This window comes from Pilimelia anulata (assembly GCF_014647895.1).
Lineage (GTDB): Bacteria > Actinomycetota > Actinomycetes > Mycobacteriales > Micromonosporaceae > Pilimelia > Pilimelia anulata.
The window spans coordinates 244483-257539 of record NZ_BMQB01000005.1 but is presented as its reverse complement, the minus strand read 5'-3'; the positions used below and the strand labels follow the sequence as shown (position 1 = coordinate 257539).

At 75.9% G+C, this 13057-nt stretch carries 12 protein-coding genes and 1 pseudogene; 3 read left to right on the top strand and 10 right to left on the bottom strand.

Annotated features, from left to right (window positions below):
• Nucleotides 1-136 precede the first annotated feature (136 nt).
• Together IEY94_RS13425 and IEY94_RS13420 are read right to left on the bottom strand one after the other, a co-directional pair.
• Nucleotides 137-574, bottom strand: a complete 438-nt coding sequence (locus tag IEY94_RS13425) for an ATP-binding protein (RefSeq protein WP_189170479.1) — start codon at nucleotides 572-574, stop codon at nucleotides 137-139.
• Nucleotides 575-587: 13 nt separating this feature from the next.
• Nucleotides 588-929, bottom strand: coding sequence for an STAS domain-containing protein (locus tag IEY94_RS13420; RefSeq protein WP_189170650.1), 342 nt, complete (start codon nucleotides 927-929; stop codon nucleotides 588-590).
• A gap of 198 nt (nucleotides 930-1127) precedes the next feature.
• Between IEY94_RS13420 and IEY94_RS13415 the strand changes: the two genes are divergently transcribed.
• A complete protein-coding gene (locus IEY94_RS13415) occupies nucleotides 1128-3860 on the top strand; it encodes a DEAD/DEAH box helicase (protein ID WP_189170478.1) in 2733 nt (910 codons plus the stop codon).
• Between the two features lie 12 nt (nucleotides 3861-3872).
• Here the strand turns inward: IEY94_RS13415 and IEY94_RS24315 are convergent.
• The 8 genes and pseudogenes from IEY94_RS24315 to IEY94_RS13375 form a co-directional block, all read right to left on the bottom strand.
• Nucleotides 3873-4094 (bottom strand): annotated as a pseudogene (locus tag IEY94_RS24315) (hypothetical protein); the annotation flags it as partial.
• Between the two features lie 86 nt (nucleotides 4095-4180).
• Nucleotides 4181-4567 (bottom strand): TadE family type IV pilus minor pilin, encoded by a 387-nt coding sequence (locus tag IEY94_RS13405; RefSeq protein ID WP_189170477.1) that lies wholly within the window; start codon nucleotides 4565-4567, stop codon nucleotides 4181-4183.
• Between the two features lie 536 nt (nucleotides 4568-5103).
• The gene (locus IEY94_RS13400) at nucleotides 5104-5271 is read right to left on the bottom strand and encodes a DUF4244 domain-containing protein (protein ID WP_189170476.1); all 168 of its coding nucleotides are present in this window, start codon (nucleotides 5269-5271) and stop codon (nucleotides 5104-5106) included.
• An 11-nt stretch (nucleotides 5272-5282) separates the two neighbouring features.
• Entirely contained in the window at nucleotides 5283-5945 is a 663-nt protein-coding gene (locus tag IEY94_RS23540) for a type II secretion system F family protein (RefSeq protein WP_373291277.1), read from the bottom strand.
• Nucleotides 5946-5983: 38 nt separating this feature from the next.
• A complete protein-coding gene (locus IEY94_RS13390) occupies nucleotides 5984-6835 on the bottom strand; it encodes a type II secretion system F family protein (RefSeq protein ID WP_229783806.1) in 852 nt (283 codons plus the stop codon).
• Entirely contained in the window at nucleotides 6832-8016 is a 1185-nt protein-coding gene (locus IEY94_RS13385; protein WP_189170474.1) for a TadA family conjugal transfer-associated ATPase, read from the bottom strand. Before IEY94_RS13385 ends, IEY94_RS13390 begins: the two co-directional genes overlap by 4 nt.
• On the bottom strand, nucleotides 8013-9107 hold the full coding sequence (ssd, locus tag IEY94_RS13380) for a septum site-determining protein Ssd (protein WP_189170473.1): 1095 nt from the start codon (nucleotides 9105-9107) through the stop codon (nucleotides 8013-8015). Before ssd ends, IEY94_RS13385 begins: the two co-directional genes overlap by 4 nt.
• 686 nt (nucleotides 9108-9793) lie before the next feature.
• Entirely contained in the window at nucleotides 9794-10024 is a 231-nt protein-coding gene (locus IEY94_RS13375; protein ID WP_189170472.1) for a hypothetical protein, read from the bottom strand.
• 223 nt (nucleotides 10025-10247) lie between these two features.
• On the opposite strand from IEY94_RS13375, the gene IEY94_RS24180 reads away from it, so the two are divergent.
• Both IEY94_RS24180 and IEY94_RS13365 read left to right on the top strand, forming a co-directional pair.
• Nucleotides 10248-10961 (top strand): type II toxin-antitoxin system PemK/MazF family toxin, encoded by a 714-nt coding sequence (locus tag IEY94_RS24180; RefSeq protein WP_189170471.1) that lies wholly within the window; start codon nucleotides 10248-10250, stop codon nucleotides 10959-10961.
• An 897-nt stretch (nucleotides 10962-11858) separates the two neighbouring features.
• Nucleotides 11859-12653, top strand: coding sequence for an HAD family hydrolase (locus IEY94_RS13365; RefSeq protein ID WP_189170470.1), 795 nt, complete (start codon nucleotides 11859-11861; stop codon nucleotides 12651-12653).
• The last annotated feature ends 404 nt before the right edge of the window (nucleotides 12654-13057 follow it).

Here is a 13057-nt window from a genome sequence, read left to right as displayed (position 1 = left end):
CGCATTCCGCCGGCCGGGCCGGGCATCTGTCCCGGCCCGGCCGGCGGCGTCCGGGTCGGTTCGGGGTCGGTTCCGGGGTCGTTCGGGTCGGTTCGGGGTTGTTTCCGGCTGGTCGGTTCGGGATTGTTCCGGTCGGTCAGCGGCGGTGCAGGGGCCAGGACATGCGGACCTCGGTGCCGATCCCCTCGGCCACCGGCCGGACCTGCAGGTCCTCGACCAGCCCGGCGAGCAGCGCGAAGCCCACGCCGACGGTCAGCGCCTCGTCGGTCAGCGACTCGTCCGCCAGCTCGTCCGGCGGCAGGGCGCTGAGCCCGAGCCCGGCCTCGACCGGCGCCCGGTCGATCACCCGAACCGTGTACGGCTCGGTGTCCGAGATCTCCACCTGTACCTGGTCACGAAGCCCGTACTGACGGTGCAGGGCCACCGCGCGGGCGCACGCCTCGCCGACGGCGAGGCGCACCTCGTCGAGCAGCTCCTCGCGCAGCCCGGCGCGCCGGGCCACCGCCACGCCGACCAGCCGGGCGGTCCGGACATGCACCGGCGCGGGCGAGAAGCGCAGCCGTACGTCAGCCATCGCGATCAACCGGTCAGGCGCCCGCGGACGTCGCCGCGTCCACCGAGTCGTACAGCGGGAACACCTGGTCCAGCGCGGTGATCCGGAAGATCTTGAGTAGGGGCTCCTTCGCGCAGACCAGGCCGAACGTGCCGTCGGCGGCGCGCAGCTTCTTCATCGCACCGACCAGCACGCCGAGCCCGGTGGAGTCGAGGAAGTCGACCCGGCCGAGGTCGACCACGATCCGGCGGGTGCCGCTGTCGATCAGTCGGACCAGCTCCTCGCGCAGCCGCGGTGCGGTGTAGACGTCGACCTCGCCGCCGACCTCCAGCACCGTGTGATCCCCAACGGTGCGGGTCGTCAGCGCCAGCTCCATCCGGTGCACCCCCTCGCCTGCGGCATCCCACGAATCTAACCATCGACCCCCGGGGCCACGCATCCCGATGGGCACTTTCCGCCCACCCGTGGCTGGCCGATCGGCGCCGGGGATGCCACAGTGCAGGGCGTGACCAGGATGGCGACCGGCCGCAACCTTCCCACCGTACGTACGACCGAGTCGGCCCATTGTGACGACATGCTGGCACGTTTCACCGACCGGGCTGACATCGTGGCGCACGTCGAACGCCTTCCGGCCCGCACCGCCGAACCGGTCGACTGGCCGCAGTGGGTCCCCGCGGCACTGCGCACCGCACTCGGCGTACCGGCGCCGTGGCGGCACCAGGCGGCCGCGGCGGAACTGGCCCACGCCGGTACGCACACGGTCATCGCCACCGGTACGGCGTCCGGCAAGTCGCTGGCCTACCGCCTCCCGGTACTCAGCGACCTGCTCGCCGACGGGCGCGCGACGGCGCTGTACCTGGCCCCCACCAAGGCCCTCGCCGCCGACCAGGTGCAGGCGCTGACGGCGCTCGACCTGCCGGACGTCCGACCTGCCGCGTACGACGGTGACACTCCGCGCACCGAACGTGACTGGGTGCGCGCCCACGCCCGACTGGTGCTGACCAACCCGGACATGCTGCACCGCGGCATCCTGCCCCGGCACGGCGCGTGGGCCCGACTGCTGCGCCACCTGCGGTACGTGGTGGTCGACGAGTGCCACACGTACCGCGGGGTGTTCGGCTCGCACGTCGCGCACGTCCTGCGCCGGCTCCGCCGGCTGGCGCGCCGCTCCCCCACGTTCATCCTGGCGTCCGCGACGACCGGCGATCCCGCGGCTACCGCGGAGCGGCTGATCGGCGCACCTGTGACCGCCGTCACGGACGACGCGTCGCCGCGGGGCGCGACGACGTTCGCACTCTGCGAACCTCCGCTGCTGCCGGGCGACGCGATCCCCCGCCAACTGCCACCCACCGCAACCGCCACTGCCGACAACCGCGCCGAACCCGCCGAACCCGAACCCGCCGAACCCGCCGAACCCGCCGAACCCGCCGAACCCGCCGAACCCGCCGGTGATGGTCGGCGCGGTGCGGATGGCCGGCGCGGTGCGGACGGTCGGGGCGGTGCGGACGGTCGGGGCGGTGCGGACGGTCGGGGCGGTGCGGACGGTCAGCCCGGTGCGGGCGGTCAGCGCGGTGGGCGGCGCGACTCGCTCCGCGGACCGGTGGAACGGGTGGTAGTGGGTGGTGGCGACGCCCTTGCCGATCCGGAAGGGGGCCTGCGGTCGCAGCGGCGGTCCGCGCTGGCCGAGACGGCGGACCTGCTCACCGACGCCGTGATCGCCGGGGTCCGGACGCTGGCGTTCGTCCGCTCGCGGCGCGGCGCCGAGGTCGTCGCCAGCATGGCGCGCCGTGCCGCGGACGAGGCCGTACCCGGTCTCGGCGCACGGGTGGCGGCGTATCGGTCCGGCTATCTGCCGGAGGAGCGCCGCCGGTTGGAGGGCCGACTCCGGGATGGCACACTGACCGGCCTGGCCACCACGAACGCGCTGGAGCTGGGCATCGACATCAGCGGCCTCGACGCCGTCCTGATCTGCGGCTACCCGGGTACCCGCTCGTCGCTGTGGCAGCAGGCCGGGCGGGCCGGGCGCAGCGGCCGGGACGCGCTGGCGGTACTGGTCGCCCGCGACGATCCGCTGGACACCTACCTCGTCCACCACCCCGACGCGCTCTTCGGCGCGCCGGTCGAGGCGACCGTGCTGGACCCGACCAACCCGTACGTCCTCGGCCCGCAACTGTGCTGCGCCGCCGCCGAGGCGCCGCTGACCCCCGCGGATCTCGACCTGTTCGGCGGCGCGGCGGCGCGGGCCGCCGCGGACGGGCTCGTGGCCTCGGGTGCCCTGCGCCGCCGGCCCACGGGTCTGTACTGGACCCACGACGGCCGCCCGGACGTCGACCTGCGCGGCTCGGGCGGACCCCCGGTGGCGATCGTGGAGGCCAGCACCGGCCGGCTGCTGGGCTCGGTCGACGCGGGCGCGGCCCACCACCAGGTGCACCCCGGCGCGGTCCACCTGCACCAAGGGGCGACGTACGTGGTCGAGTCGCTGGACCTCGACGACGGCGTGGCCCTGGTCCGCGCCGAGGAGCCGGACTGGACCACGCACGCCCGGGAGACCACCGCCCTGACCGTGTCCGGCGTGCGCTCCCGGGTGGACGCCGGGCCGGTCGGCCTGTTCCTCGGCGATGTCGAGGTGACGCACCGGGTGGTGTCGTACCAGCGCCGCCGGCTCGGCTCCGGCGAGGTACTGGACACCCGCCCGCTGGACCTCCCGCCGCGGCACCTGCGCACCGTGGCCGTCTGGTACACGGTCGCGCCGGGGGCGCTGGCGGAGGCGGGCGTCGACCCGGCCGACGTACCGGGGGCGCTGCACGCCGCCGAGCATGCCGCGATCGGCCTGCTGCCGCTGGTGGCGACGTGCGACCGGTGGGACATCGGCGGCCTGTCCACGGCCTGCCATCCGGACACCGACACGCCGACCGTGTTCGTGTACGACGGCCACCCGGGCGGGGCGGGGTTCGCCGAGCGCGCATACGAGGCGGCGGCGACCTGGCTCGGCGCGACCCGCGCGGCCGTCGCCGAGTGCGGCTGCGCGGGCGGCTGCCCCTCCTGCGTGCAGTCGCCGAAGTGCGGCAACGGGAACCAGCCGCTCGCCAAGCGCGCCGCCGTCCGGGTACTGGACGTGGTGCTCGAACAGCTCGGAGCCGGCTCTGTCGGTGCCGGTCCGGCGGACGGCGGCGAGCGCCCCGCGGACGGCGACCGCCCCGCGAGCGGCGGTCGACTCCCCGGACCCGGCCGGGTCGGTGCCGCCGCCGGGCGCGATCAGCGGGCCGGCGCGGGCGGTGGCCCGGACCACGCGGTGCAGCCCGGGTAGCGGTCGCACCGGGACGGCCACGCGGACCTCGACGTGCGCCGCGGCGGGTCGGCACCACTCGACCGTCGCCGCATTGGCGGCGGCGATGGATGCCGCCGCGGCGCAGCCGCGCGGCGGGTCGGCGATCGTCCAGCGGGCCGCCGCCAGGGCGGCGAGGTCAGCCGCGGCGGCAGCCCGGGCACCGGCCAGCCGTACCGTGCCGATGGAGACGGCCACGCCGGCGCCGGCGACCACCACCAGTCCGACCAGCAACAGCCACAGCGACGCCGAACCGCGGTCGCCGGTCACCCGACCGCTGACGCGTTCTGCCCGACGGCCGCTCACGGCGGACCCGGCTCACTCGTTGGTCGGGCAGGACTGCGGTCGTCCGGTCGGCCGGCGGCGCGCGGTGTCGGTACGCCCGGTTCCAGCGCCGCCACGGCCGACGCGGAGACGCGCATCGGCCGCGCGTGTGCCCACAGCAGGCGAATCGGGGCGGTGACGTGCACCCGGACCGTGGCGGCCGACTCCGCGGAGACCTCGACGCTGGTGCCCGGCGGGGCGTCGGCCGGGGTTGGTGGGGCGGCCCCGCGGGCGTGGGCGAGCGCCGCCTCCCGCGCGGCGTCCAGGCACCACAGCCGGGTGTGGACGGCACCGACAGCGGTGACGCCGACCCCGACGAGCAGGACCAGGGCCGGCAGTCCCGCGGCGAACTCCGCGGTGAACATCCCGGAATCACGCGACAACCTGGCCCGGAGCCGCTTCAGAACCCCGACCGCGACCGTACGCAGGGAGCGGGCCCGGACCACCAACACTGCACGGCCGATACGACCGACACCAGCCCCAACCTCGGCCCCCGCCACGGCCCCGCCCCCAGCTTCGGCCACAGCGCCGGCCACAACATTGGTGTTGGCGCGAACGCCGGAGCCGTTGGCGTTGGCGTTGGCGTTGGCGTTGGCGTTGGCGTTGGCGTTGGCGTTGGCGTTGGCGTTGGCGTTGGCGTTGGCGTTGGCGTTGGCGTTGGCGTTGGCGTTGGGATCGTTACCGGCACCGGACGCGACCGCCGCCCGTGGTCGTTCCCGGAAGGTGCAACCACGTACGGCCGCTCGGACAGGTCGGAAGGGACCGACTCGGCTGTCGCGTCCCGGCGGCGGTGCCGCGCCGGTGGCGGTTCCCGGGCGGCCGCGCGGCGGGCGGCGGTGGCGGCCGCCCCGCCCGGCCGGACCCGCCGGGCCAGCGGCGGATCCGGTACCGGTCGGGTCGGTCACGCCAGCGCTCGGTCGATCAGGGCCGTCAGGGCCGCCTGGACCTTCTGGCTGGTCAGTACCTTGAGCAGCAGGCCGGCGAAGGCCACCGCCGCCATGATGCCGACGGCGTACTCCGCGGTGGACATTCCCCGGTCCTCGCGGAGCCGGGACAGGATTCTCCTCATCAGTTCCCCTTTCAGGACAGCAGTGCCGACGTCGAGAGGACGGCGACGATCACCGGCACCAAGCCGGCGAGAATGAAGGCCGGCAGGAAGCACAGGCCGAGTGGGAGCACGATCAGTACGCCGGCGCGCTGGCCGGCCGCCTCGGCGGCGACGCGGCGGTCGGCGCGCAGGTCGTCGGCGACCCGCCCGAGCGCGCCGGCGAGCGCGAGACCGTTGGCGCTGGCCCGTACCGCGGCGTCGGCCAGGCGATAGGCGCCCGGCGCTTCCGCGAGGTGACCCCATGCCTCGGCGGGCGGCGCACCCCAGGTCAGCGCCCTGGCGACGCGGCCGAGCAGTTCGGCCATCGGGCCGTCCAGCGCGTCGGCGACGGCGCTCGCGGCATGCGGTACCGGGGCACCGGCGCGCAAGGCGGCCGCCAGGAGGTCGGCGGTGCGCGGCAGGTCGGCGGTCAGCGCCGCGCGACGCGCCCGGTCGGCCGCGGACGGCAGCCCGGCCAGGTAGCGCGCCAACAGCGGGACGGCGATCGCCCCGAGTACGGCGCCCCACCAACCACCCGCCAGTACCGCCACCGCCGCGCCCGCGAGGACGGACACCGACCATCGCACGGCCGACGATCCGGCGAACGATCCCCGTCCGACCGCCGCAGGGCCGGGCTCGATGGCACTCGGGGACATCCCACGCCTCGGCTCGGGATGTGCCCGCGGGAGCCGGGTCATGCCGGTGCCGCCGCGTCGGCGATCCGTTGGGACCACATCAGGCCGAGGAGTTGCAGGACCATCGACAGGACCGCGCAGACCGCACCCAACGGCGTGTGCAGCAGGATCGCGGCGGGGTCGACGCCGACGCCGTACCCGAGGGCGATGCCGCCGAGCGGCAGGGCCGCCAGCAGCAGCGCGGTCGCACGGGCACCCGCGGCCTGGGCCGCCGTTGATGCGCGGAGGCGCTCGGTCGCGCGGAGGTCGGCTTCGACGCGCTCGACCAGTTCCACCAGCGGGGCGCCGGTGCGCTCGGCCAGCCGTACCGCCACGCGCAACTGGTCCGTGCCGGGGAGGTCCGTCGGCGTACCGAGCAGCGCGGCCGGGGGCTGGCCGGCGCGCAGTGCGGCGGCGACGGCGCACAGTCGGTCCAGCGCCGCCCGCCGGTCCACGCGGGTGGTGGCTGCGCGACGACGGCGGTCCAAAGCGGTCAGGGCCGCACTGCCGTAGCCGGCCGCTGCCAGCGCCGCCACCGGTCCGCCGGCTGCCAGGGCGCCGGCCGCGACAGCGGCGACCACGCACCATCGCCGCGGCCCGGCGAGCCAGGCGGCCGCCGAATCGCGCAGTCGACGCCGGTCGTCGTGCGACGGCTGTGCCCCGGTGGCCCGGGGCCGTTCCCCGCTCGGCGGGTGCGCTGTGGCGGTACCGAATGGCGGGTCGTCGCCCGACGGCCGCGGGACGGCCGCTCGGGTCATCCCGACGAGGCGGCGGCGTACCCGCCAGCGGACCGCGCGGGCGACGCCGAACAGCACCGAGCCCGCCGCGCACAACGCCGCCGCGGCCGCGGCGACCACCTGGTGCCCGCTCATCGCGGCTCCCGGAGCAGCGCCGGCGGGGTGACGTCGCGCTGGCGCAGCAGTGCCGCGAGGTCGCCCGCGGCCGGTCCGACCCCGCGGTGGGCGTCCCACGCCGGCCGGACCACCGCGCCGGCCGCGGCGTCCGCGGTCAACAGCCCCACGGACCGCACGTGCCGGCGCTGCTCCCGGCGGTGGACGTGGATCACCACGTGCAGCGCCGCGGTGGCCTGGGCGAACAGCGCCGCCCGGTCGAGGCCGCCGAGCAGGCCGAGGGCGGCCAGTCGGGCGGGTACGTCGCCGATGGCGTTCGCGTGGAGGGTGCCCGCACCGCCGTCGTGGCCGGTGTTGAGCGCGGCGAGCATCTCGACCACCTCGGCGCCGCGGCACTCGCCGACCACGAGGCGGTCCGGCCGCATCCGCAGCGCCTGGCGGACCAGCTCGCGCAGGCCGACGGCGCCGACGCCCTCCACGTTGGCGGTCCGGGCCTGCAGGGCGAGGACGTGCCTGTGGTCGGGGCGCAGCTCCGCGGCGTCCTCGACAATGACGATGCGCTCGTGCGCCGGCACGAGTCCGAGCAAGGTACCGAGAAGCGTGGTCTTGCCGGAGCCGGTACCGCCCACGATCAGGAACGCCAGCCGGGCGGCGACCACGGCGCGCAGCAGCGCGGCGACCGGTGGGGTGAGCGTGCCGCAGGCGACCAGTTCCGGCAGGGTCAGCGGACGCTGGCGGAACGTCCGCAGGGACAGGTACGGCCCCGAGACCGCCAGGGGCGGCAGGACGGCGTGCACGCGGGTGCCGTCCGGCAGTCGCGCGTCCGCGTACGGGCAGCCGTCGTCCAGTCGCCGCCCGCACGCCGCGGCGAGGCGTTGGGCCAGCGCGCGCACCTCCTCGGGACTGCCGAACCGCACGGGTGCCGGCTGCGGTCCGGCGCCCCGGTCGACCCACACCTCGACGCCGTTCACGAGGACGTCGGTGACCGCCGGATCGGCGAGCAGCGGGGCGAGTGGACCGGCACCGACCAGGTCGCTGTGCACCCGGTCCGCGAGGTGCAGGACCCGGGTGTCGCCGAGTACACCGGCGTGCGGATCCGCTCGGACCGCGCTGACAACGGCGGCACGGGAGTTGGACGTCGGGCTGTCCGTGAGCCGGCGGCGGACGCGGGCGGTCAGGTCGCCGGTGGTGGGGGCGCTCACGCGGCCACCGCCCTGGACGGGCCGAGCAGGTCGACGAGTAGCTGCCGGCAGAGCGTCGCCAGCGGGCCGCGCGGATTGGCCGCGGGCGCGCGGCCGCGTTCGAGGGCGGCGGCCAGCCCCGGCTCGGGCCGCAGCGTGCCGATCAGCGGTACGCCCAGCGCCTCGGCGACCTCGATCGCTCGGAGACGGCCGGGTGCCGGGCCGCGCACCACCGCCTCGATGCGCTGCTGATGTGCGGCGGCTGCGGCGACCACCCTGGCGGCCGCCGCGGTGGCGCGCAGTTCGGCCGGTACGACGACCAGTGCTCGGTCCGCGGCGGACAGGGCCCGGATCGCGGCCGCGGACAGGTAGCGCGGGACGTCCACGACGACCAGGTCGCGGCCGCGGCGCCCGGCGTCCAGCGCGGCGGCCATCGCCGCGGCGGGGAGGTCGCCGGCCGTACCGCGGTCCCAGGACAGCAGGGAGAGGCCGCCGCGGCCCGGCAGCGCGCGAACGAGCGCCGGGGCGTCGACCCGGCCGCGGGCGGCGGTCAGCTCCGGCCAGCGCAGGCCGTCGAGTTCCTCCCAGCCCAGCAGCAGGTCCAGGCCGCCGCCCAGGGGGTCGGCGTCGACGAGCAGCGTGCCCAGGGACGAATGCGCCGCGGTCCGGGCGAGGGCCGTGGCCAGTACGCTGCCGCCGGCGCCGCCCCGGCCGCTGAGTACGGCGATGGTGCGGGCGCGGCGGCCCGGCGGCGGATCGCCGAGCCGGGCGACGAGCCAGTGCTCGGCCTCCGGCAACTGCGCGACGTAGGCGGCGCCGACCCGTTCGGCCAGCTCGGCCGGCGGCTGGGTACCGCGGGCGACGAGTACGACGCGATCGTGTCGGGGCAGGTCAGCGCGGGACCAGGCGCCCGCTTGGTCCACGCCGAGCAGGACCAGGGGTGCGCCCGCGTGGTTGGGCCGGGCCGCGGTCGGGTCGAGGGCGACGCGCAGCTCCACGCCCGCCGCCGCGGCCAGCCGCAGGATGTCGTCGAGCAGGTCGCGGTCGGCGGTGACCAGCAGTGGGTGGACGGGCCCCGGCGGGGTGGCGGGGACGGGTGAGCGGCGCGGCATCGCGGCCTCCTGCGGTGAACGGCTCCGGCGCGCTCACCCTGCGCGCTGCCGCCACCGCCGGCCACCGCCGCAGCGGCCGGCCTGTGGATAACCACCGTCCTGTGGATAACCGCGGACGACGGTCGCGGACGCTCCACAATGAGCCGGCTCGAGCCGGCGCGGCTGCTGCGGCCGGGCACCGCGTGTCCCGGCTGCGCCGAGCACCGCGAACTCCCGATCGGCAGTCACGACCGAAGCGCCGGGGAGAGCCGAGCCGCCAGCCACACAATGACTGAACCGAATCATGACGAACCGGACGGCAGCACGCGTCTACCTGGCGATGGACTGCTGCCCCGACGGCCCCACCTTGACGAGACGAAAGGACCCGGCGAGTAAGCGGTGGTGCCGCACGCACGATGCCGCGGGCTGCCGCCGGGGCCGGCCGACGCGATGTGGATGCCATGAAAGGGGGACCGATGCCGCGGAGCAAAGAGAACGTCGCGGCCACAATCCATCGACGAGCCGGATCGGGCAGCACGGTGAAGCCCCGGGCGGGGGCCGTGGCTCGATACCGCCCGGTATGTACTGGATGCGGTGCTGTTCGTTGTCACCCGTTTCGCGTCCGGTGGTCACGCAGGCGGCTGCTGCCGCCCGCATGGTCCCCGACCGCATGGTTCCGTCGGCTCAGGGACCGGCTGCGGGCGGGGTCAGCCGGCGGCGCCGCGGGCGACTGTGCTGACCTGGGCGGACGACCGGACCAGTACCTCGCGGCTCGGACCGTCGTCGCCCGTCCAGTGGATCTGCACGCCGCTGACCCGGACCCACCCCGGGTCGTCGTGCGGGGCGAGGTCGGTCACGCGGAGGGTCAGCGCGCCGACGCCGTAGGCGTAGTCGTCCTCATCGATCCGGATCACCTGACCTGGCTGTACCATGCGCATCGACTTCCTCGGCACCGCGAACGGGGAGCGGGTGGCGCGCGGGTTACCGGCAATCTGCTGTGGACTTGCCGCGCGGTGACACGGTGGCACACCACCCCGCCGCCGGCAATGTGCGCATTGCGACACCCCGCTGTCCGGCGGCACGATCACCCGACCGGGGTCGTCCACTGTGCCGGCCGGCTGCCACATCCCGGTCACGGTGGCGCGCGGGTAGGGTGCATTGATGCGCGATCGGTGGAGTGGACCCCTGGCTGCGGCGATCCGGCTGGCCCGGCGCCTGCTCACCGCCCGGCCGACTCATCCCGAGCCGACCCGCCGCGGTCCGACCGGCATCGTGCCCGGAGCCGGCACCGGGGCGGGGGCCAGCGCCCGGACGAGTACCGGCGCCGCGACGAACAGCCATCGGCCGAGACCGGGCAACACGCCACGAACCGACACCGAGTCGCGGCGCGGCCGGGTATCGGGGCCGAGCGGCGCAACCGGCCGGACGTCGGAGCGCAGCGGCGGGATCACGGACCGCAGCGAGTCGGACGGTCGCGACGCTGCGCGGTCCGTACCGACCGCGCAGCTCGCGCGCCATGTCGACTACCAGCCGCAACTCGACGGCGCGGCCGACCCGGGCGAGGTGGTCTGGACGCTGGTCGCGTACGAGGAGGACCCGACCCGGGCCAAGGACCGCCCGGTGCTCGTCGTCGGCCGGGACGGGCGCAGCCTGCTCGGGCTCATGCTCAGCAGCAACGGCGAGCGCGACGGGCAGCGGGACTGGCTGGGGATCGGCAGCGGGCCGTGGGACGGGGCCGGACGGCCGAGTTGGGTCCGGCTCGACCGGGTGCTGGTCGTACCGGAGCACGGGATCCGACGCGAGGGTGCCGTGCTGGACCGGGAGCGCTTCGACACGGTCGCGGCCGCCCTGCGCCGCGACCACGGCTGGCGATAGCCCGACCGGCTACCGCGCGCGGCCCGCCGCACCGCGACAGCGGACCGCGCGGAGCGGCGCCGTCGACAAGTACCGGTGGCGCGACCTCGACGATCGGCGCGGCGGCGGCCAGGGCGCGGGCGGCGAGCAGGCCGGCGCGGCTGCACGAAGTGTGCAGCGCCGGCGGCGCGGAACGTCCGGAGTGCGCCGCGCGCCGGGAGGCGAGGAACGTCCGTCCGGGTGGTCGCCGAACGACGGGCACGGGTGGGCTGGCCCGTGCCGCGCCGGATGCAGAAGCAGCCGGCCGGCGAGGTCGGTGGCCCGGAAACGCGTCAGTTGCCACGCGGGCTCACGCAGGTGCGCCGCCTCACGGTGTCCGGGACGGCCGGCGCGCGGGTCACGGTCGCCGAGCCGGCGAGGGGCGAGAGGGCCGGGGCACGCCGTACCCGTCCCGGACAAGCGACGACCCCCGCCGGGGGTGGCGGGGGCCGTCGAGGGGGACGGCTCAGGGGGAATCGAGCCGCACCCGGTCGGCGATCTCCGGGGGGTTGGGGACCGCCGACGGCCGGTGACCGCGGCCACCGGTCGTACCGGCGCCGCCTCGGCGTACGCCGGCGTGCCGACGACGCGGGTCGCCGGCGTGCCCACCGGCAGCGGGGGTCGTGCCGGCGGGCCTTGCATCCCGGACGGGCACCGGGGGCGGTGTCGCCGGGATCCTCGGGCAGCGGAGGCCGGTCGGGGGAGAGGTTTGTCCGCTGCAATTGCGTCCTGCATCTAGCATGCCCGAGAGTCGCGTTTACGTCGAGTGCCGACTCCCACACACAGCGTGCGACATTCTTCACGCCAGCGCCCCTGGCGGACGATCGTCCGGTTCGCCCTCCCCACCGTGGCGGGCGCGGCCTACTAGACTCTGCGGCCGTGGGCCGAAGCGCCGCCTTTTTCGATCTCGACAAGACCGTCATAGCGAAGTCCAGCGCACTGGCCTTCGGACGGCCGTTCTTTCGCGATGGGCTGATCAGCCGGCGGGACGTCGTGCAGGCCGCGTACAGCCAGTTCATGTTCCGGCTCGGCGGCGCCGACGAGCACACGATGGCGCGCACCCGGGACTACCTGGCCCGGCTGTGCGCCGGCTGGCAGGTGGACCAGGTCCGCGCCATCGTCACCGAGACGCTGCACGAGCTGATCAAGCCGTACGTGTACGCCGAGGCCGCCGCGCTGATCGAGGAGCACCAGCTCGCCGGCCGGGACGTCGTCCTGGTCTCGGCGTCCGGCGAGGAGATGGTCCGGCCGATCGGCGCCCAGCTCGGCGTCACCGACGTGATCGCCACCCGGATGGCGGTGGCCGACGGCCGGTACACCGGCGAGGTCGAGTTCTACGCGGCCGGCGAGGGCAAGGTCAGCGCCGTGCGCGAGCTGGCCGCCGCCCGGGGGTACGACCTGGCCTGCTGCTACGCCTACTCCGACTCGATCAGCGACCTGCCGCTGCTGGAGTGCGTCGGCCAGCCCACCGCCGTCAACCCCGACCGGGGGTTGCGCCGGGCGGCGGCCGAGCGGGCCTGGCCGATCCTGGAGTTCCGGCACCCGGTACCGCTGGGGCGCCGGCTGCGCGAGCGGCCGGCCGTGCCGGTGGCGGCGGCCGCGGTCGGCGTCGGCGTGGGGGTGGCGCTGGGCATCGCCTGGTACGGCCGGCACCGCCGCACCCGCGTCGCCTGACCAGCGCCGGACGTCCGGCGTCCGCCCCGGCGGCTCCCTGAATCCGCCCACCCCGCCACAACCCCCGTTCCACCATGACGGGCCGACACCGAGCGACCGCCCCCCTGTACCCGCGGGTCGGGCGTGTTCATCGCCGACCGACGGTTCCGGCGCGAGCCGGCGGCACCGTGCACCTCATTCGGCCCGGCCGTCACAACTTGGCCCGAACCCCGGGCGGTCGCACCCCACAGCGGCGAGACTTCAAGTACGGATCACCGGGCGCTCGCAGTAAGTGAGAGAACGGGGAGCGTGAGTTCCGGTTCACGAGGCCCGGCGATCCGCGTACGGCCACTGGGTACCCACGCGCGAGCAGCCAGGATCATGGCGCGTTGCGGCGGAATCCCGAGCGGACCGCCGACAACGAC